Origin of the sequence: Nocardioides flavus (ex Wang et al. 2016) (genome assembly GCF_014653115.1) — a bacterium.
Taxonomy (GTDB): Bacteria; Actinomycetota; Actinomycetes; order Propionibacteriales; family Nocardioidaceae; genus Nocardioides; species Nocardioides flavus.
In genome coordinates, this window is sequence record NZ_BNAD01000002.1 from 46,053 (window position 1) to 70,991 (window position 24,939).

Genomic DNA, 24,939 nt, shown 5'->3' on the forward strand with positions numbered 1-24,939 from the left:
TTCCCGCACATTTTTTTGGCGAAGGCTATGGAGATTGGCCCGGGTCGCGTCCTACTCTCCCTTCACCGCACCCGACCGGGAGGACACCCGTGACCAGCCCACGTACGCTGCGCAACTTCATCGGCGGCACCTCTGTGGAGGCCGACGCCGGAGCGATGAGCGACGTCGTCAACCCCGCCACGGGCCAGGTCGTGGCCCGCGCCCCGATCAGCGGGGCCGAGGAGGTCGACGCCGCCTACGCGGCGGCGGAGACGGCGTTCGGCGAATGGGGGCGGACCACCCCGAGCGAGCGGCAGCAGGCACTGCTCCAGGTCGCCGACGCCATCGAGGCGCACGCCGAGGAGCTGATCGCCCTCGAGTCGGAGAACACCGGGAAGATCAAGGCGCTCACCGCGAGCGAGGAGATCCCGCCGATGGTCGACCAGCTCCGGTTCTTCGCCGGCGCGGCACGGGTCCTGGAGGGCAAGGCGGCCGGTGAGTACATGGCCGGCCACACCTCGTGGATCCGCCGCGAGCCCATCGGCGTGGTCGGCCAGGTGACGCCCTGGAACTACCCGCTTCTGATGGCGGTGTGGAAGATCGGGCCCGCCCTCGCAGCCGGCAACACCGTGGTCCTCAAGCCGAGCGACACCACGCCCGAGAGCACGCTGCGCCTCGCCGAGCTCGCCTCGCCGTTCCTGCCGGCCGGGACGCTCAACGTCGTCACCGGCGACCGGGAGACCGGCCGCCGCCTCGTCGAGCACCGCACGCCCGGGCTCGTGGCCATCACCGGCTCGGTGCGCGCCGGCGCCGAGGTGGCTGCCAGCGCGGCACCCCAGGTCAAGCGCGTGCACCTCGAGCTCGGCGGCAAGGCCCCCGTGGTCGTGTTCGACGACGCCGACATCGAGGCCGCGGTCGAGGGCATCGCCGTGGCGGGCTACTTCAACGCGGGCCAGGACTGCACCGCGGCGACCCGCGTGCTCGCGGGCCCGGGCATCTACGACGACTTCGTCGCCGCCCTGTCCGACTACGCCCGGAGCTCGGCCCCGGTGGGCCTGCCCGACGACGAGGACGCCCTCTTCGGCCCGGTCAACAACGCGCGTCAGCTCGCGCACGTCAGCGGGTTCATCGACAACCTGCCCGCGCACGCGACCGTGTCGGCCGGCGGCAACCGGCGTACGGACCTGGGCGACGGCTACTTCCTCGAGCCCACCGTGCTCTCGGGCCTGCAGCAGGACGACGCCGCGATCCAGAACGAGATCTTCGGCCCTGTCATCACCGTGCAGCGCTTCACCGACGAGGCCGAGGCGGTCCGGTGGGCCAACGGCGTCGACTACGGCCTGGCGTCGTCGGTGTGGACCAAGGACTTCGGGCGCGCGATGCGGATGTCGAGGGCGCTCGACTTCGGCTGCGTGTGGATCAACACCCACATCCCGCTGGTCGCGGAGATGCCGCACGGCGGCTACAAGAAGTCCGGCTACGGCAAGGACCTGTCGATGTACGGGTTCGAGGACTACACCCGCATCAAGCACGTCATGGCCAACATCAACAGCTGACACGGTTCGACGAGAGGCATTCCGATGACGCAGTTCACAGGTCGCGCAGGCCGCCCCCTGTCCCCCGGCGCTGCTGCGGTGCTCGACGGCATGGGTCCGCGACTCAGCCGCCGGGCACTGCTCGGCACCGGCGCAGCAGCCGCGGCCGCCATGGCCCTCGCGAGCTGCGCCCCACCGGAGCCTCCCACCGGTGGCGCTCCCGAGCTGAAGCTCCCCGAGGACCTCTCCGACCAGGAGAAGATCGTCAACTGGGCCAACTGGACGGCCTACCTCGACGTCAACGAGAAGACCGGGAAGTACCCCACCCTCGAGGCGTTCATGAAGCAGACCGGCATCGAGGTCGCCTACAGCGAGGACATCGAGGACAACGACTCCTACTTCGCCAAGGTCGGCCCGCAGCTGCGAGCCGGTCAGAGCATCGACCGCGACATCATCACGATGACCGACTGGATGTCCGCGCGGATCATCCGCGAGCAGCTCTGCCAGCCCCTCGAGCTGGCCCAGATGCCCAACGTCGTCTCCAACCTCCTGCAGCCGCTCAAGGACGTGCCGTTCGACCCGGGCCGCAACTACTCCGTGACCTGGCAGAGCGGCTTCGCCGGCATCGGCTACAACAAGGACAAGGTGGGACGGGAGCTGAAGTCGCTCGACGACCTGTGGGCCGAGGACCTCAAGGGCCGCGTCGTGGTGCTCTCCGAGTACCGCGACACCGCGGCCCTGGTCATGCAGTCGCAGGGCGTCGACATCACCAGCGGCTGGGGCAAGGCGGAGTTCGAGAAGGCCGTCGAGCTCATCGAGCAGAAGATCGAGGACGGCTACATCCGCAAGGTCAAGGGCAACTCCTACCTCGAGGACCTGACCAGCGGCAACGCACTGGCCGGCATCACGTGGAGCGGCGACATCTTCATCCTCGCCTACGACACCGGGGACCCCGCCTGGACCTTCGCGATCCCCGAGTCCGGCGGGACGCTGTGGTCCGACAACCTGATGGTGCCCATCACCTCCACCCACCGGCGGAACGCCCAGACCCTGATCGACTACTACTACGACCCCGCCGTGGCGGCCGAGGTGGCTGCGTACGTCAACTACGTGTGTCCTGTCGAGGGCGCCCAGGCCGAGATGGAGAAGATCGACCCCGAGCTCGCCCAGAGCCCCTGGATCTTCCCCACGGCCGAGTTCATCGCGGACAACAACATCCAGACCTTCCGGGCGCTGGAGCCCGAGGAGGACATCGAGTACGCGGACCTGTGGTCCAGCCGCGTGATGGGGAACTGACGTGGCCGGTGTCCGTGAGGCCCGCGGAGACCTGCATCTCGAGGGAGTGACCAAGACGTTCGGCGACTTCGTCGCCGTCGACGACCTCACCCTGCACGTGCCGCGGAACTCGTTCTTCGCGCTGCTCGGTCCGTCGGGGTGCGGCAAGACCACCACCCTGCGGATGGTCGCCGGGCTCGAGCAGCCCACCACGGGCCGGGTGCTCATCGGTGACACCGACCTCACCGGGTCGCGACCCTACGAGCGACCGGTCAACACCGTGTTCCAGTCCTACGCGCTCTTCCCGCACCTCACCATCCGCGACAACGTCGCCTTCGGCCCGAAGCGCCGCAAGGAGAAGGACGCCGCCCAGCGGGCCGAGGACGCCCTCGAGCTGGTGCAGATGACCCAGTTCGCCGGACGCAAGCCCGCCCAGCTCTCCGGCGGCCAGCAGCAGCGCGTCGCCCTGGCGCGTGCGCTGGTCAACCACCCGGAGGTGCTCCTCCTCGACGAGCCGCTCGGCGCTCTCGACCTCAAGCTCCGGCGGGAGATGCAGGTCGAGCTCAAGCGGATCCAGACCGAGGTGGGCCTCACCTTCATCCACGTCACCCACGACCAGGAGGAGGCCATGACCATGGCCGACACCGTCGCGGTGATGAACAAGGGCCGCATCGAGCAGCTCGGCCCCCCGTCCGAGCTCTACGACCTCCCACGCACCCGCTTCGTGGCCAACTTCCTCGGCCAGGCCAACACCGGGGTCGGCGCCATCGAGGGCATCGACGGCGAGCACCTCGTCGCCGACGTGCTCGGCACGAAGGTGAAGATCCTCAAGGACCGCTCGCAGGTGCACGAGGGCGAGGTGCTCTTCGGCGTACGTCCCGAGAAGGTCACCGTCTCGCGCACGCAGCCCGCCGGCGTCGGGAACGACGTCAAGGGCACCGTGCGGGACGTGTCGTTCCTCGGGGTCGCCACGAGCTACCTCGTCGACATGCCCAGCGGGACGACGTGGAGCTGCTACGAGCAGAACCTCGACGTCGAGCCGCTCGACCTCCGTCCCGGCGACGAGGTCTGGCTGACGTGGAACCCCGGCCACGCCTTCGGGGTGTCCCCCGAGGAGGCGTGACCCGATGAGTGCGCTCGCCCACGTCACCACCGACCCGGCCGCCTCGACCGCGCAGGGGCCGCGGGCCACCGGGCGGAGCCGGACGGCGTACCTCCTGCTCCTCCCCGGCGTGCTGTGGCTGGGCGTGTTCTTCCTCCTGCCGCTGGTGCAGCTCGCGGCAGTGAGCCTGCAGAGCCGCTACCCCGGCTTCCCCGGCTACTACTACCCCGACCTCAACTTCGCCAACTACGCCGCCGCCCTCACCGACTACGCGCCCCACTTCGCCCGCTCGTTCCTCTACGCGGGGCTCGCGACCCTGCTCGCGTTCCTGATCTCCTACCCCCTGGCATACGCGATGGCGTTCAAGGCCGGGCGCTGGCGCAACCTGATGCTGATCTGCGTCATCGCGCCGTTCTTCACCTCGTTCATCCTCCGCACGTTCGCGTGGTCGCAGATCCTGGCCGACGAGGGCTGGGTGGTCGGGGTGCTGAGCTTCCTCAACCTGCTGCCCGGCGGGAGCATCATCAACACCCCGGTCGCCGTCGTGGCCGGCCTCACCTACAACTTCCTGCCCTTCATGGTGCTGCCGATCTACGCCTCGCTCGAACGCGCCGACCCGCGCGTGATCGAGGCGGGGGGCGACCTCTACGCCAACGGCTTCACGACGTTCCGCACGGTGACGCTGCCGATGTCGATGCCCGGCGTGCTCGCCGGCACGCTGCTGACCTTCATCCCCGCGGCCGGCGACTTCGTCAACATGGAGCTGCTCGGTCCCCAGCGCGGGAAGATGGTCGGAAACGTCATCAACGACCAGTTCCTCGCCGTCCCAGGCGGCTACCCCGTGGCGGCGGCCCTGTCGTTCACCCTGATGGCCGCGATCCTGGCGATGGTCTTCCTCTACGTACGCCGCTTCGGCACCGAGGAGCTGGTGTGACATGGCCGCGATGACCCCCACCACCCCGACGTCGTCCACCGCCGCGTCCGGTCCGGCCCAGCGGCCCTCGGCGGCGAGACGGGCCCGTCTCTGGCTGGCGAACCACTTCGCCGTGATCGCCGCGATCCTGGTCCTGCTCTACCTGTTCCTGCCGGTCGCCTACACGTTCGCGTTCTCGTTCAACGACCACGGGCGCAGCAACATCGTGTGGCAGGGCTTTACCTGGGAGCACTGGCAGGACCCCTGCGGCGTCCCCGGGGTGTGCGAGTCACTCGTGACGTCGTTGCAGGTGGGAGTCATCTCCACCGTCGTCGCCACCGTGCTCGGCACGCTGATGGCGCTGGCGATGGTGCGCTACCGCTTCCGGGGCCGGTCCGCGAGCAACCTGCTGATCTTCGTGCCCATGGCCACTCCGGAGATCGTGATGGGAGCGGCGCTGCTGACGATCTTCGTGCAGGGCTTCTCCAACATCGGCATCTCCCTCGGGTTCGGCACGATCGTCTTCGCCCACATCATGTTCTGCCTGAGCTTCGTGGTGGTGACCGTGAAGGCGCGCCTGCAGTCGCTCGACCCGCGCATCGAGGAGGCCGCGCAGGACCTCTACGCCGGCCCGCTGCAGACCTTCTGGTCGGTCACGTTCCCGCTGATCCTGCCCGGCATCGCAGGCGCGGCGATGCTCGCCTTCTCGCTGTCGTTCGACGACTTCATCATCACCAACTTCGTCTCCGGCAACGAGAGCACCTTCCCCAAGTTCGTCTACGTCGCCTCGCGTCGCGGCATCCCGGCCGAGGCCAACGTCATCGGCTTCTCGATGTTCGTCATCGCCGTGCTCCTCGTGGTCGGCGCGCAGGTCGTGAGCTCGATGCGAGCCTCGAGGTACAAGAGCTGACCGCGCCCGCGGCCAGGCGAGTCCACCCAAGTCCACGCAAGCACAGGGAGAGAGAACGAGTGCCTGAACCCATGCGCGTCCTGATGGTCGGGGCGGGCGGCGTCGGCGACGCCGCCGCCCGGATCGCCGTCGAGCGCGACTACTTCGAGGCGTGGGTGGTGGCCGACTACGACCTCGCGCGCGCCGAGCGCACCGTCGACGCGGCGCGCGGGCGGCGTACGGACGAGCGGCGCTTCTCGGCCGCGCAGGTCGACGCCTCCGACGCCGACGCCGTTGCTGCGCTGGCGCGCGAGGTCCGTGCCACCCACGTGCTCAACGCGGTCGACCCGCGATTCGTGATGCCGATCTTCACCGGCGCCCTGGCCGCGGGTGCCGACTACCTCGACATGGCGATGAGCCTCTCGGTCCGCCACCCCGACGCACCGTACGAGAAGGTCGGGGTCAAGCTCGGCGACGAGCAGTTCGCGATGGCTGGCGAGTGGGAGGCGGCCGGCCGGCTGGCCCTGCTCGGCATCGGTGTCGAGCCCGGGCTCTCCGACGTCTTCGCCCGGTACGCCGCCGACGAGCTCTTCGACCACATCGAGGAGCTCGGCACGCGCGACGGCGCCAACCTCGTCATCCGCGACGACGACGGCAACGAGGTGTTCGCGCCGGGGTTCTCGATGTGGACGATCATCGAGGAGTGCCTCAACCCGCCGGTGGTGTGGGAGCGGGCGCGCGGTGGGGGCGAGCTGGAGGCGGGCTTCTTCACGCTGCCGCCGTTCTCGGAGCCCGAGGTCTTCGACTTCCCCGAGGGAATCGGCCCGGTCGAGTGCGTGCACGTCGAGCACGAGGAGGTGCTCCTGATGCCGCGCTGGGTCGACGCGGAGCGGGTGACCTTCAAGTACGGCCTCGGCGAGGAGATGATCGGCATCCTGCGCACCCTCCACACCCTGGGCCTGGACTCGACCGAGCCGGTCACCGTCAAGGGCGTCGAGGTCTCGCCGCGCGACGTCGTCGCCGCCTGCCTGCCCGACCCCGCGACCATCGGGCCCCGGATGGAGGGCAAGACCTGCGCAGGGCTCTGGGTCACCGGCACCGGCAAGGACGGCGCGCCCCGCTCGACGTACCTCTACCACGTGGTCGACAACGCCGACTCGATGCGCGACTACGGCGCGCAGTGCGTGGTCTGGCAGACCGCGCTCAACCCCGTCGTCGCGCTCGAGCTGCTGGCCGACGGCACGTGGAAGGGCAGCGGGGTGCTCGGGCCCGAGGCGCTGCCACCGAAGCCGTTCCTCGACCTGCTCGCCGCGCCGAAGCCCGAGGGGTACGGATCACCGTGGGGGATGGAGGAGAAGTCATGAGCCTGTCGCAGGAGAGGATCCTCGCCACCGAGATCCCCGGCCCGCGTTCGCGCGAGCTCCAGGCCCGCAAGGTCGCCGCGGTCTCCGCCGGCGTGGGGACGACGCTGCCGGTCTACGTCGAGCGGGCCGGCGGCGGGATCCTGCGCGACGTCGACGGCAACCAGCTCATCGACTTCGGCTCCGGCATCGCGGTGACGACCGTCGGGAACGCCGCGCCCCGCGTCGTCGAGGCCGTGCAGCGCCAGGTCGCGGACTTCACCCACACCTGCTTCATGGTGACGCCCTACGAGGAGTACGTCGCGGTCTGCGAGAAGCTCGCCGAGCTCACGCCGGGCGCGCACGAGAAGCGGTCCGCGCTGTTCAACTCCGGCGCGGAGGCCGTGGAGAACGCGGTCAAGGTGGCCCGGCACCACACCGGGCGCGACGCGATCGTCGTCTTCGACCACGCCTACCACGGCCGGACGAACCTCACGATGGCGCTGACCGCGAAGAACATGCCCTACAAGCACCGGTTCGGGCCGTTCGCCGGCGAGGTCTACCGGGCACCCATGGCCTACCCCTACCGGTGGCCGGGCGGGCCGGAGAAGTGCGCCGAGGAGGCCTTCGACGCCTTCGTGACCACGGTCCACACCCAGGTCGGGGAGGACAACTGCGCGGCCGTGCTCATCGAGCCGATCCAGGGCGAGGGCGGCTTCATCGTGCCGCCGCCGGGGTGGCTGGCACGCGTCGCCGAGTGGTGCCGCGAGCAGGGCATCCTGCTCATCGCCGACGAGATCCAGACCGGGTTCGCCCGGACCGGCGACTGGTTCGCCTGCGACCACGAGGGCGTCGTGCCCGACCTGATCACCACGGCCAAGGGCATGGCGGGAGGACTGCCTCTGGCTGCCGTCACCGGGCGCGCCGAGGTGATGGACTCCGTCCACGCCGGCGGCCTCGGCGGCACGTACGGCGGCAACCCGGTCGCGTGTGCCTCCGCCCTCGCCGCCATCGAGACGATGCAGGCAGAGGACCTGCGGGCCCGCGCCCGCGAGATCGAGGCGGTCTTCGTGCCACGGCTGCGCGCGCTCGCCGAGCGGCACCCCGACCGGGTCGGCGACGTCCGCGGCCGCGGCGCGATGCTGGCCGTCGAGCTCGTCAGCGACGGCCACGGTCGTACGCCCGACGCCGCGCTCGCCGGCCAGGTGCACCGGGCCTGCTCGGCGCAGGGACTCGTCACGCTGACCTGCGGCACCTTCGGCAACGTGTTCCGGTTCCTCCCACCGCTCGCGATCGGCGACGACCTGCTCGCCGAGGGACTCGACCTGTTCGAGGCCGCGTTCGACGCGGCGGTGGGTGGCAAGGTGGAGTGATGGCGACCCAGAACCGGACCGAGACCGTGATCGAGACCGTCCCCACCCGGCTGCTCGTCGACGGCGCGTGGATCGACGCCACCGGCGGAGGCACCTTCGAGGTGACCAACCCCGCCACCGGCGACGTCCTGACCCGCGTCGCCGACGCCACGCCGGCCGACGGCGACCGGGCGCTCGCTGCCGCGGCGGCCGCCCAGCGCGAGTGGGCACGCACCGAGCCGCGCGTACGGGGCGAGGTCCTGCGCTCCGCGTTCGAGCTGCTCACCGAGCGGGCCGACGACTTCGCCCGCCTGATGACGCTCGAGATGGGCAAGGCGCTGCCCGAGGCGAGGGGCGAGGTCACCTACGGCGCCGAGTTCTTCCGGTGGTTCTCCGAGGAGGCGGTGCGCATCCACGGCCGCTACTCCCCCGCCCCGGCAGGCAACACCCGGCTGATCACCATGAAGGGCCCCGTGGGCCCGACGCTCATGATCACGCCGTGGAACTTCCCGCTCGCGATGGGCACCCGCAAGATCGGCCCGGCCATCGCCGCCGGCTGCACGATGGTGGTCAAGCCGGCCGCCGAGACCCCGCTCACGATGCTCGCGCTCGCCGCGCTGCTCGAGGAGGTCGGCCTGCCGCCGGGCGTGCTCAACGTGCTCACCACGACGGACTCCGGCGGGCTGTGCGAGCCGCTCATCCGCGACGCGCGCCTGCGCAAGCTCACCTTCACCGGGTCGACCGCCGTCGGCAAGGTGCTCGTCGCCCAGGCCTCCGACCAGCTGCTGCGGGTCTCGATGGAGCTCGGCGGCAACGCGCCCTTCATCGTCTTCGAGGACGCCGACCTCGACGCGGCCGTCGACGGCGCGATGCTGGCCAAGATGCGCAACATCGGCGAGGCCTGCACGTCGGCCAACCGGTTCCTCGTCCACGAGTCCGTCGCCGAGGAGTTCTCGACCCGGATGGCCGCACGGATGGACTCACTGACGGTCGGGGACGGCACGCAGGACGGCGTCGACGTCGGGCCCCTCATCACCGACAAGGCCCGTGCCGGCGTGCACGAGCTCGTCTCGGACGCCGTCGCCGGCGGCGCCCGGACCCTCACCGGTGGCGAGGTGCCCGAGGGGCCGGGCCACTTCTACCCGCCGACCGTCCTGGTCGACGTGCCTGCCTCGGCCCGGGTCTTCCGCGAGGAGATCTTCGGGCCTGTCGCGCCGATCTCGACCTTCGCCGACGAGGAGGAGGCCGTCCGGCGCGCCAACGACACCGAGTACGGCCTGGTCGCCTATGTCTTCACCCGCGACCACTCCCGGGTGCTGCGGGTCAGCGAGGCCCTCGAGTTCGGCATGGTCGGGGTCAACACCGGCATCGTGTCCAACCCTGCCGCGCCCTTCGGCGGGGTGAAGCACTCGGGGTTCGGCCGCGAGGGCGGTTTCGAGGGGATCGAGGAGTACCTCGAGACCAAGTACGTCGGCAGCGCGCTGTGAACGCCTCCGCCTCCGCCGACTCCCCCGTCGACCGCGGGCGGCTCGCCGCGCTGCACGCCGAGGAGGAGCAGCGCTTCGTCGACCTCCACCCCACCTCCGCGCGGCTTGCCGCCGAGGCCGGCGAGCACCTGCTCGCCGGGGTGCCGATGCCGTGGATGACCCGTTGGCCGGGGTCGTTCCCGCTGTTCGTCGAGTCCGCCGGCGGCGGCCGGTTCACCGACGTCGACGGCCTCGAGTACGTCGACCTCTGCCTCGGCGACACCGGGTCGATGACCGGCCACTGCCTGCCCGCCGTCGCGGAGGCGGTGCGCGAGCGCACCGAGCGCGGCATCACCACGATGCTGCCCTCGACCGACGCGTCGTGGGTCGCCGGCGAGCTGAGCCGGCGCTTCGGCCTGCCCCGGTGGCAGATGGCGATGACCGCCACCGACGCCAACCGCTTCGTCCTGCGCTTCGCGCGCCACCTCACCGGCCGTCCGCGGATCGCGGTGATGGACTGGTGCTACCACGGCACCGTCGACGAGACGCTCGGCATCCTCGAGCACGGGCGGGCCGGCGACCGGGTCGTGGCCCGCCCCGGAGCCCTCGGCCCCCAGGTCGACGTCGCGACGACCACCGCGGTCGTGCCGTTCAACGACCTCGACGCGCTCGACGCCCGCCTCGCCGAGGGCGACGTGGCCTGCCTGCTCATGGAGCCCGCCCTCACCAACATCGGCATCGTGCTGCCCGACGAGGGCTACCTCGCGGGCGTCCGCGAGGTCACCCGCCGCCACGGCGTGCTGCTGGTCAACGACGAGACGCACACGATCTGCGCCGGGCCGGGCGGGGCGACGGCCGCGTGGGGCCTCGAGCCGGACCTGGTGGTCATCGGCAAGCCCATCGGCGGGGGCATCCCGGTCGCGGCGTACGGCATGACCGAGGAGGTGGCCGCCCGCCTCGAGGGCCCGATGCTGGGCCACGACATCGACGTGGCCGGCGTGGGCGGCACCCTGTCGGGCTCCGCCCTGGCGATGGCCGCCGTACGGGCGACGCTGTCGACGGCGCTGCGGCAGGAGGACTTCGACGTCTCGATCCCGCTCGCGGAGTCGTTCACGACAGGGATCCAGGGCGTCATCGACGAGCACGACCTCCCCTGGCACGTGCAGCGCCTCGGCTGCCGCGCCGAGTACTGGTTCTGCCCTCCCCCGCGCACCGGGGCGGAGGCGGCCGCGGCGGTCGACGAGGAGCTGGACGCGTTCTTCCACCTCTGGACGGTCAACCGCGGGGTGCTGCTGGCGCCCTTCCACAACATGTCGCTGTTCTCCCAGTTCCACGACCGGTCCGACGTCGACGCCCACACCTCGGCGTTCCGCGGCGCGGTGGAGGCGCTGCTCGGATGACCGAGCGACGTCGCGTGCCGGGCGACGTGCTGGTGCACCTGCGCCGCGCCCGCGACCATCTCGACCGCCACTTCGCCGAGCCGTTCGACCTCGACCACCTCGCGTCGCTCGCCGTGATGAGCCGCTACCACTTCCTGCGATCCTTCGCCGCGACCTACCGCACGACGCCGGCCGCCTATCTGGCGGAGCGTCGCGTCGAACGCGCGCAGGACCTGCTGCGGGCGGCCAACCTCACGGTGACCGAGGTGTGCCACGCGGTCGGCTACAGCAGCCTCGGGTCGTTCAGCTCGACGTTCCGCGAGGTCGTCGGCGAGAGCCCCAGCGCCTTCCAGGAGCGGTACGCCGCGGCCGGCAACCCCCGCATCCCCGGCTGCTGGATCTTCATGACCGGCCTCGTCGAGAGGACCGCAACACAGGAGAAGCCGGACGACGACCGACCTTCCTAGGCTGCGTGCATGATCACCAACATCTCCCTCGTGTCCGTGTGGGTGAAGGACATCGACGAGTCCCTCGCCTTCTACACCGACGTCCTCGGCTTCGAGGTCGGCGACGACCTGCAGCTCGGGCCCGACTTCCGGTGGTGCACCGTCGTGCACCCGAAGCAGCCCGAGATCCAGCTGCACCTGACCACCCCGAGCGGACCCCTCCCCGACTACCTCATCGAGGCGATGAGGCGCGCGCAGGACGAGGGCGGGCTGCCGGGCGTCGGGCTGCACGTCGACGACTGCCGCGCGACCTACGAGGACCTCAGGGCCAAGGGCGTCGAGTTCCTCCAGGAGCCCGAGGAGCGGCCGTACGGCGTCGAGGCGCTGATGCGCGACAACTCCGGCAACTGGATGGTGCTGGTGGAGAAGCGCGACTACACCCCCGAGGACTTCGAGGGCGTCGAGATGGGCTGAGACCTCTGGCAGGCGCAGGTGCCGCGGCGTAGCGTGGAGAGATGCGGGACGTGCTCCTGGTCCTCGGCCTGGCGCTGCTCGTCGGTGGGACCACCCGGGTGGCGTGGGCGTGGTGCCTGGACGAGCTCGACGAGAGCCGCGCCTGGCGTCTCGCGAGCGCGGTCGTCGCTCGGCTCCGGCGCCGACGCGGCGCGGAGGTCGTTCCCCTGCACCGACCGATCGAGCAGGTGGGCGCGGACCTCAACCGGCTGCACGGCTCCTTCCACCGTGGCGGGATGCGCTTCGCCAAGTACGAGGGCTGCCGCCAGGCCTACGACCGGGTGCTGGCCGAGGCGGCCGACATGGCCGGGATCACCCACTTGCTGGGCCTGCTCGGACCCGGCGCCGAGCTCGACCACGAGCGCGAACGGGTCGAGGCGCTGCTCCGGCAGCACGGGCTGCTGGCACCGTACGCCGCGTGAGCCCGCGCCGGGCGCGGCTCAGTCCCCCCGCCCCTGCCCGACGACGCCCGCCGCCCGGGCCGCCTCTGCGTAGGCCGTGGCGAGCGTGTCGACCGTCTGGTGCGCATTGAGCCCTGACGGGTTCGGCACGACGAAGACCCGGGAGGTACCCCAGCGCTCCGGCTGCTCGCCGACGCCGGCCCTTCGCTCGCCGAAGGCCGTGCGGTAGGCCGTCACACCGGCGATCGCCACCACGAGCGGCTTCCGCTCCGCGACGAGGCGCCGCAGCCGCGCCCCGCCGGCCCGGAGCTCCTCGGTCGTGAGCTCGTCGGCCCGTGCCGTGGCGCGCCTGACGACGTTGGTGATGCCGATCCCGCGCCGGCGCAGCACCGCGCGGTCTTCGTCGGTCATCCCGGCCGACGGGTCGAGCGGGTGCTCGATGATGCCGGCCGCGAGCAGCGCGGGATAGAAGCGGTTGCCCGGACGCGCGAAGTGGCTCTGCGTGGCCGCGGTCCACAGGCCCGGGTTGATGCCCACGAACAGCAACCGCAGGTCCTGCCCGGGGCCGGGGAGCAGGTCGGGGACCTCGACGTCACGGAACGACTCCAGCTCGGCCCGCGTGAATCCCATGCCGCCCATCATGGCGTGACATCAGGCGGGGTCGGTCCCCGGCCGAGCGTCGAGGTCGTCGAGCAGCCGGGCCTCCGCGCGCTCCTGCCCGACCAGGGTCCAGGCTCCGCTGCACAGCCGGTGGAGCTCGGCAGCGAGCACCGGCTCCTCGACCGTCGACCGGCTCGCGGCGGCCAGCTCGAGGACGAGCGCGCGGACACGCTGCTCGCACCCGCGGACCGCCTCGACCGTGGGGACGCTCGCGATCCCGGAGTCGACGTACGCGACCGCGTCGAGGTAGTCGCGCCACGCCATCGCGGCGCCCGGTGGCAGGGTCGTGGTCAGCAGGGCCGGGTCGCGCGGGCTCACCCGGGCCAGCAGCACGGCCAGCAGCAGGGTCGCCGCCGCAGGCACGGTCGAGGCCCACGGGTGCCCGATCAGTAGCACCGCCGCCGTCACGACGACACCGCACGCCGTCGCGCGCCTGACCGCGCGTGCCCTGCGTCGAGCGTCCTCGAGCCGGAAGGTCGCATCCACGAGCGGGCCACGCGGGTCCTGGCAGGTCACCGGCCCACCCGCCTGACGGGCGTACATCGCGGCCCGCCTGCGCGCCCAGCCGTCGAAGTCGAGGTCGTGGTCCACCGACCCGAGGCGCTGCACCGCGGCGTCGGAGGCAGCGTCGCTGGCGACCGAGGCCTCGCGGAGCGTCGGGCCCACCAGCGGCGGGAGCCGGTCGAGCGGCGAGGTCTCGCCGCCGGTGCCCGCCGCGCGGTGCTCGCGCCACTCCTCACTGGTGGCGTGCACCAGCGCACCCGCCTCGCGGATGCGCCGCACGCGGTCCTCGGTCCGGGCGTCGGAGATGGCCTTCGCCACGTGCGGACGGACGTCCTCGACCAGCCCGGCGGCGGTCGTCCAGGCAGGGTTGGCGGGCTCGACCGAGCCGAGCCGCACCCCTTCCACCACGTCCTGCCAGGGCACGGCGACCTCAGCCGGCGCGACCGCCTTGCCGCGACCCTGCCGCACCATCGCCACGAACGAGGCCAGCACGCCGAGGATCGCCGCGACGAACACGACCCGCAGTGGCACCACGAGGTGGGAGTGGGCCCGGAGCGCCTCGTCGATGAGCTGGCCGACGTAGACGACGACGAGCACCGCGGTCACGCAACCGATGACCGGGCGGGTGTCGTCGTGCACTCCCGGCACCACGGTGCCCGCGTCGAGCGCAACGGGTCGGCGCGGGCTGGTGATGAGGGACGTCCCGGTCCCTTGGCGCGCGTAGTGCCGCATCCGCTCGCGGCGCAGCTCCTCCCGCCGGGCGGCCCGCCGGTCCTGGTGCGTCCCACTCATCCCTGCTCCCACGCGTCGTGCGGCGCGTCGTCGTGCGGCGCGTCGTCGAGCTCGTCGAGCAGGCGGGCCTCTGCGCGCTCCTGCCCCACCAGGGTCCAGGCCTCGCTGCAGAGGCGGTGCAGCTCGGCCACGAGCGCCGGCCGGTCCTGCTCGGTGGCCGACGGCGACGTCAGCTCCATCATGATCGCGCGGACGCGCTCCTCGCTCCCCCGGATCGACTCGACGGTCGTCACCGCGGCGTGACCGGAGTCGGCATGGGCCACCGCGTCGAGGTAGTCGCCCCAGGCCATGGCGGGACCGGGCGCGACCGTCACCCGGCGAGACCACAGGTCGCCCCACGAGAGCCGTCGAGACCGGAGCCACACCACGTACGCCGGCACCGCCGACACTGCGGACCACCCGAGGGCTCCGCTGCTCGCCAGCGCCCACGCGGTCAGGGCGGAGGCGACGAGGACGACGGCTGCCAGCGCGACCCGTCGACGCGTGCGGTGCACCCGAGGGCGCCCCACCTCCAACGGCTCGGCAGGATCCAGGACCCGGACGTCGTCACCGCGGGCCCGGCCGTACATCGCGGCACGCCGTCGCGCGTACGTCGCGAAGTCGAGGTCCCAGGCACCGGCGCCGAGCGCCTCGGTCGCCGCGTCGGCGGCCGCGTCGCTGTGCGCCGAGGCCTCGACGGCGGTGGGACCCAGCCGCGCCGGCAACCGGTCCAGAGGCGAGCGTCCACGACCCTGCGGTAGTCGATTCTGGGCACGACGCCAGGCCTCCGAGGCCGCCCAGGTGCGGGCCCCGGCGTCCTGCACCGCGGCGACGACCTGCGGGGCAGGCGCGATCCGCTGGTCGATGCGGCGCAGGTCCCGCGCGACCAGCCGCCGCACCTCGCCGACGCGGGCCAGCGCCACCCGCGAGGCCGGGTTGGCCGGCTCGACCGCACCGAGCCGCAGTCCGTCGAGAACGTCCAGCCAGGCGCGGGCCAGCTCGGGACGCACGTCGACGACCTGTGCCCGACGACGCACCCGCCACATGACCACCGGCAGACCGACGAGGCCGACCAGGAACAGCGACGTCGCGAGACCGGACACCGGGTGGTCGGTGTCGGAGGCCCACGCGAGATGGCCCATGGCGAGGGCGTAGCCGCACCAGAACGCGAGCGTCCCCAGCCGCGTCGAGCGCCGGCCGTCGTCCTCCAGCGCCAGGTGGGGGCTGGGCACACGGGGCACCGGCGCGGGCTCGGCGTACGCACGGGTCCGCGAGGCGACCAGCGCCTCGGCGTCGTCGTCCTGGCTGACGTCCCCCGTCACCCGCGACACCCTAGCCCCGATGCCGTGGAGGTGGTGCGGGACGCACGAGGCCCCGCCTCCCTTGCGGGAGACGGGGCCTCGGGTGCTTGCTGCGGTGATGGCGCCGGTCAGTGACCGACAGCCATCACCGGGGGATCACTTGGTGATCTTGGTGACGCGGCCGGCGCCGACGGTGCGGCCACCCTCGCGGATGGCGAAGCGCAGGCCCTCGTCCATCGCGATGGGCTGGATGAGCTCGACCGACATCTCGGTGTTGTCACCCGGCATGACCATCTCGGTGCCCTCGGGCAGGGTCACGACACCGGTCACGTCCGTGGTCCGGAAGTAGAACTGCGGACGGTAGTTGTTGAAGAACGGCGTGTGACGGCCACCCTCGTCCTTGGACAGGATGTAGACCGAGGCCTCGAAGTTCGTGTGCGGGGTGGTGGTGCCCGGCTTGATCACGACCATGCCGCGCTCGACGTCCTCGCGCTTGGTGCCACGGAGGAGCAGACCGACGTTCTCGCCCGCCTGGCCCTCGTCGAGGAGCTTGCGGAACATCTCGACACCGGTGACGGTGCTCTTCTGCGAGCCCTCGCGGATGCCGATGATCTCGACCTCCTCGTTGACCTTGACGATACCGCGCTCGATGCGACCGGTGATGACGGTGCCACGACCGGTGATCGTGAAGACGTCCTCGACGGGCATGAGGAAGGGCTTGTCGGTGTCACGCTCGGGGGTCGGGATGTAGTCGTCCACGGCCTGCATGAGCTCGGCCACCGACTCGCCCCACTTGGCGTCGCCCTGCAGCGCCGGGAAGGCGGCAACGCGGACCACGGGGATGTCGTCGCCCGGGAACTCGTACTCGGAGAGGAGCTCGCGCACCTCCATCTCGACGAGCTCGATGAGCTCCTCGTCGTCGACCATGTCGCACTTGTTGAGCGCGACCACCAGGGCGGGGACGCCGACCTGGCGGGCGAGCAGCACGTGCTCACGGGTCTGCGGCATCGGGCCGTCGGTGGCGGCGACCACGAGGATCGCGCCGTCCATCTGCGCCGCGCCGGTGATCATGTTCTTGATGTAGTCGGCGTGACCGGGGCAGTCGACGTGCGCGTAGTGGCGCGACTCGGTCTGGTACTCGACGTGCGCGATCGAGATCGTGATGCCGCGCTGGCGCTCCTCGGGAGCCTTGTCGATCTGGTCGAACGCCGAAGCCTCGTTGAGGTCCGGGTGCTTGTCGTGCAGCACCTTGGTGATCGCCGCGGTCAGCGTCGTCTTGCCGTGGTCGATGTGACCGATGGTGCCGATGTTGACGTGCGGCTTGGTCCGCTCGAACTTCGCCTTAGCCACTGGGGCTCCTCCTGATTGGTTGTTACTTGACTCGTGGGTGTGGGGTGGTGCTGGGTGCCGAGGATCCGGCAGCGATCACTCGCCGCGGACCTTCTTCACGATCTCGTCGGCGATGTTCGTGGGAACCTCGGCGTACGAGTCGAACTCCATCGAGTACGACGCCTGACCAGAGGTCTTGGACCTCAGGTCGCCAACGTACCCGAACATCTCTGACAGCGGCACGAGGGCGCTGACGACCAGGTCGCCGTGACGCTCCTCCTGGGCCTGGATCTGGCCGCGACGCGAGTTGATGTCGCCGATGACGGTGCCGAGGAAGCTCTCCGGCGTGGTCACCTCGACGGCGAACATCGGCTCGAGCAGCACGGCCTGGGCCTTCTGCGCGGCCTCCTTGAACGCCTGGATGCCGGCGATCTTGAACGCGAGCTCGGAGGAGTCGACGTCGTGGTAGGCGCCGTCCTCGAGCGTGACCTTGACGTCGACCATCGGGAAGCCGGCCTTGACGCCGAACTGCAGCGCCTCCTGCGCACCCTGGTCGACCGAGGGGATGTACTCCTTCGGCACGCGACCACCGGTGACGGCGTTGACGAACTCGTAGCCCGCGCCGGTGCCGGTCTCGGGGTCGATGTTCGGCTCGATGGTCATGACCACCTTGGCGAACTGACCCGAACCACCGGTCTGCTTCTTGTGCGTGTAGGAGTGGTTCTCCACCTTGCGGCGGATGGTCTCGCGGTAGGCGACCTGCGGCTTGCCGACGGTGGCCTCGACCTTGAACTCGCGCTTCATGCGGTCGACGAAGACCTCGAGGTGGAGCTCGCCCATGCCGGCGATGATGGTCTGGCCGGTCTCCTCGTCGGTCTTGACGGTGAAGGTCGGGTCCTCCTCGGTGAGCCGCTGGATCGCGGTGCCGAGCTTCTCCTGGTCGCCCTTGGTCTTGGGCTCGATCGCGACCTCGATCACCGGGGCCGGGAAGGTCATCGACTCCAGCACGACCTGGTTCTGCGGGTCGGACAGGGTGTGACCGGTCTTGGTGTCCTTGAGGCCCATGACGGCCACGATCTGGCCGGCGCCGACCGACGCGATCTCCTCACGCTTGTTGGCGTGCATCTGGTAGACCTTGCCGATCCGCTCCTTGCGGCCGTTGACCGAGTTGACCACGGTCGAGCCGGCCTCGAGCTTGCCGGAGTAGACGCGGACGTAGATCAGCTTGCCGAGGTGCGGGTCCGAGGCGATCTTGAACGCGAGGCCGGAGAACGGCTCGTCGTCGCTCGGCTTGCGCAGGATCTCGGTGTCCTCGTCGTTGGGCTTGTGGCCGACGATGGCGTCGACGTCCAGCGGCGAGGGGAGGTAGTCGACGACCGCGTCGAGCAGGGGCTGGACGCCCTTGTTCTTGAACGCGGTGCCGGTGAGGATCGGGTTGAGCTTGTCGGCGAGGGTCGCGCGGCGGATCGCGGCCTTGAGGGTCGGCACGTCGAAGACGTCACCGTCCTCGAGGTAGGTCTCCATGATCTCGTCGTCGGCCTCGGCGAGGGTCTCGACGAGCTTCTCGCGGTACTCGGCGGCCTTGTCGGCGAGGTCGGCCGGGATCTCCTCGACCGCGTAGTCCTCACCCATCTGCGTCTCGCCGCGCCACACCTTGGCGTGCATCTCGACCAGGTCGACGACTCCGATGAAGTCGGACTCCGCGCCGATCGGGAGCTGCAGGACCAGCGGGGTCGCGTGCAGGCGCTCGACGATCGAGTCGACGACCTTGTAGAAGTCGGCGCCGGTGCGGTCGAGCTTGTTGACGAAGCACATGCGCGGCACGGCGTACTTGTTGGCCTGGCGCCACACGGTCTGGGACTGCGGCTCCACACCGGCGACACCGTCGAAGACGGCCACGGCGCCGTCGAGGACGCGCAGCGAGCGCTCGACCTCGACGGTGAAGTCCACGTGGCCGGGCGTGTCGATGATGTTGATCTGGTGCTTCTTCCACCAGCAGGTCGTCGCGGCGGACGTGATGGTGATGCCGCGCTCCTGCTCCTGCTCCATCCAGTCCATCGTGGCCGCGCCCTCGTGGACCTCACCGATCTTGTAGGTGATGCCGGTGTAGAAGAGGATGCGCTCGGTGGTGGTGGTCTTGCCGGCGTCGATGTGCGCCATGATGCCGATGTTGCGGACCTGCTTGAGGTCGGTGGTGATGTCGACAGCCACTGTTGTGTCTCAGTCCCTCGGAAGTCGGTTGGTGTGGGTGCGAGAGGCCGCACGCCGCGGATCGCGGGGCGTACGGCCTCCCGGCGTCACCAGCGGTAGTGGGCGAAGGCCTTGTTGGACTCGGCCATCTTGTGGGTGTCCTCGCGCTTCTTCACAGCGGCACCGAGGCCGTTGCTCGCGTCGAGGATCTCGTTCATCAGGCGCTCGGCCATGGTCTTCTCGCGACGGTCCTGGGCGTAGCCCACGAGCCAGCGCAGGGCCAGCGTGGTGGAGCGGTTGGCCTTGACCTCGACGGGCACCTGGTAGGTCGCGCCGCCGACGCGGCGGGACTTGACCTCGATGGCCGGCTTGACGTTGTCCATCGCGCGCTTGAGCGTGACGACCGGGTCGGTGCCGGTCTTCTCGCGGCAGCCCTCGAGGGCGGTGTAGACGATGCGCTGCGCCACGGCCTTCTTGCCGTCCTGGAGGACCTTGCTGACGAGCTGGGTGACCAGCTGCGAGCCGTAGACGGGGTCGACGACGAGGGGGCGCTTGGGAGCGGGACCCTTGCGAGGCATTACTTCTCCTTCTTCGCGCCGTAGCGGCTGCGGGCCTGCTTGCGGTTCTTGACACCCTGGGTGTCGAGCGAGCCGCGGATGATCTTGTAGCGGACACCGGGAAGGTCCTTCACACGGCCGCCGCGCACGAGCACGATCGAGTGCTCCTGCAGGTTGTGGCCGACACCCGGGATGTAGGCGGTGACCTCGACGCCGCTGCTCAGGCGCACACGGGCGACCTTGCGCAGGGCGGAGTTCGGCTTCTTCGGGGTGGTCGTGTAGACGCGGGTGCAGACGCCTCGGCGCTGCGGGGATCCCTTCAGGGCAGGCGTCTTGTTCTTGGACACCTTGTCCTGGCGGCCCTTGCGGACCAGCTGGTTGATGGTGGGCACCGGGTGGTTCCCTCTCTCTGTCTGCTCATCACGGTCCGACGCGGTGCCGGACTCGGGTGTCGTGCGTTGTTGCGGTGTGCCTGTGCGACTGCGGGTGGGCGGCTCCTCGACGGGCCGCCCCGTCGAACCAGCGAGGTCCGAGCATGCGCATGGGTCTGGACGGACCAGACACAAGGATTGAGGCTACTCGGGGGCTGAGGCAGGGTCAAAATGCCGCCGGAGCCTGCTCCGCGGGCCTCTCGGCCAGCGTAGCCGCACGGGTAGAACGGGCGCGCTGCAGGCGCAGGTGGACCAGCGCGGAGAGGCCGACACCGGCGATGGTGAGCATGCCCCCGCCGAGCAGCGTCCAGCGCGCGCCGTACTCCTCACCGATCCACCCGATGATGGGCGCACCGACGGGAGTGCCACCCATGAAGATCATCAGGTAGAGCGCCATCACCCGCCCGCGCACGCCGGCGTCGGTGTGCAGCTGCATGTAGGTGTTGGCGCTGGTGATGAAGGTCAGTGCGGTGAGCCCGGTCACCGGCGCCAGCAGCGCGAACGTGAGGTAGGACGGCATCAGCCCGGCCAGCACGACGCTGGCGCCGAACGCCAGGGCTGCCCCCACGACGAGCCGCTGGCGCACGAGCGTACGGCGGGCCGCCAGCAGGGCACCCGTGAGCGAGCCGACCGCGAGGAAGGTGCCGAGCAGGCCGAACTCCTGCGGCCCCTTGCCGAAGACCTCGGTGGCCATCAGCGCGGAGGTGATCTGGAAGTTGAGGCCGAAGGTGCCGGCGAAGAAGACCAGGCTCAGCACGAGCAGCAGGTCGGGGCGGGCGCGGACGTAGGCGACACCTTCGCGGATCGCGCCCGGGCCGCGGTCGGCCGGGGTGGCGGCGTCGATCCGGCTCGCGTCGAGGTGGCGCAGGGACCAGATGGGGGCGGCGTACGACAGCGCGTTGAGCAGGATCACCCAGCCGGTGGCGACCGAGCCGCCGCCGAACGCGGCGATCAGCACGCCGGCGAGGCCGGGGCCGACGAGGCGCGCGGCGTTGAAGCTGGCGGAGTTGAGGCCGACCGCGTTGGTGAGGTCGACGGGGTCGACGAGCTCGGAGACGAAGGACTGGCGTGCGGGCGCGTCGAAGGCCGATGCCGAGCCGAGCAGGAAGGCCAGGACGTAGACGTGCCACACCTGCGCCGTGCCGGTGACGGCGAGGATGCCGAGCACGGCGGCCGGCAGCGCCATGCCGAGGTTGGTCAGCTGCAGCAGCCGCTGCTTGGGCATGCGGTCGGCGACCAGCCCCGCGAACGGGGTGAGCAGCAGGAACGGCAGGAACTGCAAGCCGGTCGTGATGCCGAGCGCGGTCGCGCCGGAGCCGATCGCCAGCTCCAGGACCAGCCAGTCCTGGGCGACGCGCTGCATCCAGGTGCCGGTGTTGGACACGACGCCGCCGGCGGCGTACCGGCGGTAGTTGGGGTTCGCGAGGGAGCGGAACGTGGGACTCGTGGTGACTCCTCGGTCGTCAGGTGGTCGGGGACGGTCAGTCGGCCTGCGCGAGGCGGGCCAGGATCGGTGCCGCGTCACGGAGGGCGGCGCGCTCGGCGGGCGTGAGACCGCTGAGCTGCCGGGCGAGCCAGGCGTCGCGTCGCTGGCGGTCGGCCAGGACGGCGGCGCGGCCGGCGTCGGTGAGGGAGACGACGACCTGGCGGCCGTCGGTCTCGTGGGGGCGGCGCGCGACGTAGCCATCGGCCTCGAGGCAGTTGACGGTGCGCGTCATCGACGGCGGCTGCACCCGCTCGGCGCGGGCGAGCTCGCCGACGGTCTGCTCCCCCGTCCGCGAGAGCAGGCCCAGGACGACCATCTGGCTGATGCTGAGGTCGTTGTCGGGGTGGCGCTCGGAGATCAGGCGGCGGCGCAGGCGCATGACACCGGCCCGGAGCTCGGAGGCGAGCCCGGCGTCGGTGCGGAGGTCGGCGGTCGGCATGTCATTAGCATAAGTCATTACCCGTGCTAACTATTCCACTGTGCGTCTGATGTCGGTTTCCCCGCTCGAGCGGGGAATCTGACTCCTGGAGGGCGTTGCAACGCCCTCCAGGAGTCAGACTCCCCCCACAGGTTCGGACGTACGCCGCCCGGCCGGCAGGCGTGCGGCGGTCCTCCCGACGAGGGAGGGTCAGGCGAGCCAGCCGCTGATGGGCGTGTAGGCGAAGTAGACGACGAAGAGCGCGGCCACGATCCACATGAGCGGGTGGACGTCGCGCAGCTTTCCGACGACGACCTTGATGAGCACGTACGCCACGAAGCCGGCGCCGATGCCGACCGAGATGGAGTAGGTGAACGGCATCAGCACGATCGTGAGGAAGGCCGGGATGGCCAGCTCGAGGTCGCGCCAGTCGATGTCGGAGACCTGCTGCATCATCAGGAACCCGACGAGGACGAGGGCCGGGACGGCTGCCTCGGACGGGATAGCCGCCACCAGCGGCGTGAAGAAGGTCGCCAGCAGGAACAGCACCCCGGTCACGACCGACGCGAGTCCCGTACGGGCGCCCTCGCCGACACCGGAGGCGCTCTCGATGTAGGAGGTGTTCGACGAGACGCCGGCCGCGCCGCCGGCGATGGCGGCGACCGAGTCGACGACGAGGATGCGCTGCGCGTGGGGAGGGGTGCCCTCCTCGTCGTTGAGGCCGGCCTCGGCGCCGATGGCCGTCATCGTGCCCATCGTGTCGAAGAAGTCGGCGAGCAGGAGGGAGAAGACGAGCAGGAGCGCGGCCAGCACACCGGTGCCGGCGCTGCCGAACGCACCGAACAGGTCGACGCTGCCGAGGGTGTCGAAGGACGGCAGCCCCACGACGTCGCCGTCCAGCGCCGGCACGGTGAGGGACCAGCCCTTGGGGTTCTCCGCCGAGGACGCGCCGATGTTGCCGACGGCCTCGACGACGACCGCGGCGACCGTCGTGACGACGATCGAGATCAGGATCGCGCCGCGCACCCGGCGTACCCACAGGGCGATCACCAGGAGCAGCCCCAGGCAGAACACCAGCACCGGCCAGCCGCCCAGGTGGCCGTCGATGCCGAGCTGGACCGGGACGGTGGTCTGGAAGGCGTCGGGGATGCGCGTCACCGCGCGGGCGTCGACGAAGCCGATCAGCGCGATGAACAGGCCGATCCCGACCGAGATCGCGACCTTGAGCTGCTGGGGCACCGCGTGGAAGACCGCCTTGCGGAAGCCCGTGAGGACCAGCAGCAGGATGATGATGCCCTCGAGCACAACGAGCCCCATCGCCGCCTCCCAGGTGGACTGGCGCGCGATCGTGTTGGCCACGAACGCGTTGAGCCCGAGCCCGGTGGCCAGCGCGAGGGGGAAGTTCGCGAAGCCGCCCATGGCGATGGTGAGCACGCCGGCGACGAGCGCGGTGCCGGCGGCGATGGCGGGGATGCCGCTGCCGGGCTCGGCGCCGCCGCCGAGGAACGCCCCGGTCGAGTCGGGCACGAACCCGAGGATGAGCGGGTTCAGCACGATGATGTAGGCCATCGTGAGGAAGGTGACGACGCCGCCGCGGACCTCGCGGCCGATGGTCGAACCTCGCTCGCTGATCCCGAAGTACCCGTCGATGCCGGTGGCCCGGGGCCGCTGCGCTGTGGTCTGCGTCTGGTCGCTCACGGGACCGCAGTGTGGCACGTCCGCGCCGCACGCGCTTCCCCTCGGTGGGCGCGTGTAGCGTGACGGCCGTGGACCTGGGCGACGAGCAGCCGACACAGCACGAGATCGGCAGGCGCACCTACGTCGTCGCGCCGGTCGAGCCGCTGGACGTCGACGGCGTACGGACCACCGAGGTCGGCACGGCGCTGTGGCTGCTGGGGTTCCTCGGGCTGCTGCCGTTCTGGGGCACGCTCCAGGAGAGCGGGCGCACGTGGTGGCTGTGGACCTGCCTGGCCGGCTTCGGCCTGGGCCTGTGCGGCCTCGAGTACTGCCGACGCCGGCGCAAGGAGCGAGCGCAGCAGGCCGCCCGATGAGCCTGCCCCCGACCCGCTGGGAGCTGGCGGGCGAGGACAACCGTGGCTACGGCCAGAAGTTCGCCCTGCTGGTGGAGCAGGGCGCGGACGTCGACGGCGAGGCTCGCCTGGCCGACGTCCTCGTGGGGCGCCGCGCGTGCATCCTCGACGTCGGGTCCGGCATGGGCCGCGTCGCGTCAGCTCTCCGCGCGCGCGGGCACCGGGTGACGGCGATCGAGCCGGACGCGGCGCTGGTCGCGCAGAGCCGGCGCACCTACCCCGACCTCGAGGTCGTGCACACCGACGTCCTCGCCGCGGACCTGTCCGCCCTCCAGGGACAGGTGGACCTGGTCGTCCTGGTCGGCAACGTGATGGTCTTCCTCGCCCCGGGGACCGAGCGCGACGTGCTGAGGCGCGTGCGCGACGTCCTCGCCCCGACCGGACGGGTGCTCATCGGCTTCCACCCGGTCGACGGTCCGGCGACGGCGCGCGCCTACAGCCCCGAGGAGTTCCTCGAGGACGTCGCCGCCAGCGGTCTGCGAGCGGACCTGCGCGCCGGCTCGTACGAGCTGCACCCGCCGGCAGACGACTACGCCGTGTGGGTGCTGTCGCGCGACGACGCGCCGCGCGCGGTCACGTCGTCCGGCCATCCCCTGACCGCCGGCTGAACCG

24 protein-coding genes are annotated in these 24,939 nt (G+C 71.0%); 14 read left to right on the forward strand and 10 right to left on the reverse strand.

The genetic code is table 11. The features are described 5' to 3' along the window. Positions 1 to 89: 89 nt before the first annotated feature. The 12 genes from IE200_RS04710 (at position 90) to IE200_RS04765 (ending at position 12,611) form a co-directional block, all read left to right on the forward strand. On the forward strand, positions 90 to 1,535 hold the full coding sequence (locus IE200_RS04710; protein ID WP_191278216.1) for a gamma-aminobutyraldehyde dehydrogenase: 1,446 nt from the start codon (positions 90 to 92) through the stop codon (positions 1,533 to 1,535). Positions 1,536 to 1,559: 24 nt separating this feature from the next. Continuing rightward, the gene (locus IE200_RS04715; RefSeq protein ID WP_191278217.1) at positions 1,560 to 2,810 is read left to right on the forward strand and encodes an ABC transporter substrate-binding protein; all 1,251 of its coding nucleotides are present in this window, start codon (positions 1,560 to 1,562) and stop codon (positions 2,808 to 2,810) included. 1 nt (position 2,811) lies between these two features. Continuing rightward, on the forward strand, positions 2,812 to 3,912 hold the full coding sequence (locus IE200_RS04720; protein WP_191278218.1) for an ABC transporter ATP-binding protein: 1,101 nt from the start codon (positions 2,812 to 2,814) through the stop codon (positions 3,910 to 3,912). A gap of 4 nt (positions 3,913 to 3,916) precedes the next feature. Then, positions 3,917 to 4,825 (forward strand): ABC transporter permease, encoded by a 909-nt coding sequence (locus IE200_RS04725; RefSeq protein WP_191278219.1) that lies wholly within the window; start codon positions 3,917 to 3,919, stop codon positions 4,823 to 4,825. 1 nt (position 4,826) lies between these two features. Continuing rightward, positions 4,827 to 5,714 carry an ABC transporter permease gene (locus IE200_RS04730; protein ID WP_229856115.1) on the forward strand — a complete coding sequence of 296 codons (888 nt, stop codon included), beginning with the start codon at positions 4,827 to 4,829 and terminating at the stop codon, positions 5,712 to 5,714. Positions 5,715 to 5,785: 71 nt separating this feature from the next. After that, positions 5,786 to 7,057, forward strand: coding sequence for a saccharopine dehydrogenase family protein (locus tag IE200_RS04735; protein WP_191278220.1), 1,272 nt, complete (start codon positions 5,786 to 5,788; stop codon positions 7,055 to 7,057). After that, on the forward strand, positions 7,054 to 8,406 hold the full coding sequence (gene gabT, locus IE200_RS04740; protein WP_191278221.1) for a 4-aminobutyrate--2-oxoglutarate transaminase: 1,353 nt from the start codon (positions 7,054 to 7,056) through the stop codon (positions 8,404 to 8,406). Before IE200_RS04735 ends, gabT begins: the two co-directional genes overlap by 4 nt. Beyond that, on the forward strand, positions 8,406 to 9,872 hold the full coding sequence (locus IE200_RS04745) for an NAD-dependent succinate-semialdehyde dehydrogenase (RefSeq protein ID WP_191278222.1): 1,467 nt from the start codon (positions 8,406 to 8,408) through the stop codon (positions 9,870 to 9,872). Before gabT ends, IE200_RS04745 begins: the two co-directional genes overlap by 1 nt. Then, the gene (locus IE200_RS04750; protein ID WP_191278223.1) at positions 9,869 to 11,251 is read left to right on the forward strand and encodes a transaminase; all 1,383 of its coding nucleotides are present in this window, start codon (positions 9,869 to 9,871) and stop codon (positions 11,249 to 11,251) included. Before IE200_RS04745 ends, IE200_RS04750 begins: the two co-directional genes overlap by 4 nt. After that, positions 11,248 to 11,697 carry a helix-turn-helix domain-containing protein gene (locus IE200_RS04755; protein WP_191278224.1) on the forward strand — a complete coding sequence of 150 codons (450 nt, stop codon included), beginning with the start codon at positions 11,248 to 11,250 and terminating at the stop codon, positions 11,695 to 11,697. Before IE200_RS04750 ends, IE200_RS04755 begins: the two co-directional genes overlap by 4 nt. 9 nt (positions 11,698 to 11,706) lie before the next feature. Continuing rightward, the gene (locus IE200_RS04760) at positions 11,707 to 12,150 is read left to right on the forward strand and encodes a VOC family protein (protein WP_191278225.1); all 444 of its coding nucleotides are present in this window, start codon (positions 11,707 to 11,709) and stop codon (positions 12,148 to 12,150) included. Positions 12,151 to 12,191: 41 nt separating this feature from the next. Continuing rightward, positions 12,192 to 12,611 carry a hypothetical protein gene (locus IE200_RS04765; RefSeq protein ID WP_191278226.1) on the forward strand — a complete coding sequence of 140 codons (420 nt, stop codon included), beginning with the start codon at positions 12,192 to 12,194 and terminating at the stop codon, positions 12,609 to 12,611. A gap of 18 nt (positions 12,612 to 12,629) precedes the next feature. On the opposite strand, the gene IE200_RS04770 is transcribed toward IE200_RS04765, so the two are convergent. From IE200_RS04770 to IE200_RS04815, 10 genes are all read right to left on the reverse strand, one after another. Continuing rightward, positions 12,630 to 13,220, reverse strand: a complete 591-nt coding sequence (locus IE200_RS04770; protein WP_191278227.1) for a mismatch-specific DNA-glycosylase — start codon at positions 13,218 to 13,220, stop codon at positions 12,630 to 12,632. Between the two features lie 21 nt (positions 13,221 to 13,241). Continuing rightward, the gene (locus IE200_RS04775) at positions 13,242 to 14,546 is read right to left on the reverse strand and encodes a hypothetical protein (protein ID WP_191278228.1); all 1,305 of its coding nucleotides are present in this window, start codon (positions 14,544 to 14,546) and stop codon (positions 13,242 to 13,244) included. Further along, entirely contained in the window at positions 14,543 to 15,847 is a 1,305-nt protein-coding gene (locus tag IE200_RS04780; protein ID WP_191278229.1) for a hypothetical protein, read from the reverse strand. Before IE200_RS04780 ends, IE200_RS04775 begins: the two co-directional genes overlap by 4 nt. A gap of 135 nt (positions 15,848 to 15,982) precedes the next feature. Further along, positions 15,983 to 17,176, reverse strand: a complete 1,194-nt coding sequence (tuf, locus tag IE200_RS04785) for an elongation factor Tu (RefSeq protein WP_191278230.1) — start codon at positions 17,174 to 17,176, stop codon at positions 15,983 to 15,985. A gap of 75 nt (positions 17,177 to 17,251) precedes the next feature. Further along, a complete protein-coding gene (gene fusA, locus IE200_RS04790; RefSeq protein ID WP_191278231.1) occupies positions 17,252 to 19,366 on the reverse strand; it encodes an elongation factor G in 2,115 nt (704 codons plus the stop codon). An 86-nt stretch (positions 19,367 to 19,452) separates the two neighbouring features. After that, positions 19,453 to 19,923 (reverse strand): 30S ribosomal protein S7, encoded by a 471-nt coding sequence (rpsG, locus tag IE200_RS04795; protein ID WP_129453354.1) that lies wholly within the window; start codon positions 19,921 to 19,923, stop codon positions 19,453 to 19,455. After that, entirely contained in the window at positions 19,923 to 20,294 is a 372-nt protein-coding gene (gene rpsL, locus IE200_RS04800; RefSeq protein WP_056906817.1) for a 30S ribosomal protein S12, read from the reverse strand. Before rpsL ends, rpsG begins: the two co-directional genes overlap by 1 nt. A 205-nt stretch (positions 20,295 to 20,499) precedes the next feature. Then, positions 20,500 to 21,858, reverse strand: coding sequence for an MFS transporter (locus IE200_RS04805; RefSeq protein WP_191278232.1), 1,359 nt, complete (start codon positions 21,856 to 21,858; stop codon positions 20,500 to 20,502). Continuing rightward, on the reverse strand, positions 21,815 to 22,258 hold the full coding sequence (locus IE200_RS04810) for a MarR family winged helix-turn-helix transcriptional regulator (RefSeq protein ID WP_229856117.1): 444 nt from the start codon (positions 22,256 to 22,258) through the stop codon (positions 21,815 to 21,817). Before IE200_RS04810 ends, IE200_RS04805 begins: the two co-directional genes overlap by 44 nt. A gap of 189 nt (positions 22,259 to 22,447) precedes the next feature. Continuing rightward, on the reverse strand, positions 22,448 to 23,935 hold the full coding sequence (locus IE200_RS04815) for an NCS2 family permease (protein WP_191278234.1): 1,488 nt from the start codon (positions 23,933 to 23,935) through the stop codon (positions 22,448 to 22,450). Between the two features lie 68 nt (positions 23,936 to 24,003). Between IE200_RS04815 and IE200_RS04820 the strand changes: the two genes are divergently transcribed. Continuing rightward, positions 24,004 to 24,288: a DUF2530 domain-containing protein gene (locus tag IE200_RS04820; RefSeq protein ID WP_229856118.1), complete on the forward strand. Its 285-nt coding sequence runs from the start codon at positions 24,004 to 24,006 to the stop codon at positions 24,286 to 24,288. Continuing rightward, positions 24,285 to 24,935: a class I SAM-dependent methyltransferase gene (locus IE200_RS04825; RefSeq protein ID WP_191278235.1), complete on the forward strand. Its 651-nt coding sequence runs from the start codon at positions 24,285 to 24,287 to the stop codon at positions 24,933 to 24,935. The genes IE200_RS04820 and IE200_RS04825 overlap by 4 nt, the downstream gene beginning before the upstream one ends. Positions 24,936 to 24,939: the final 4 nt, after the last annotated feature.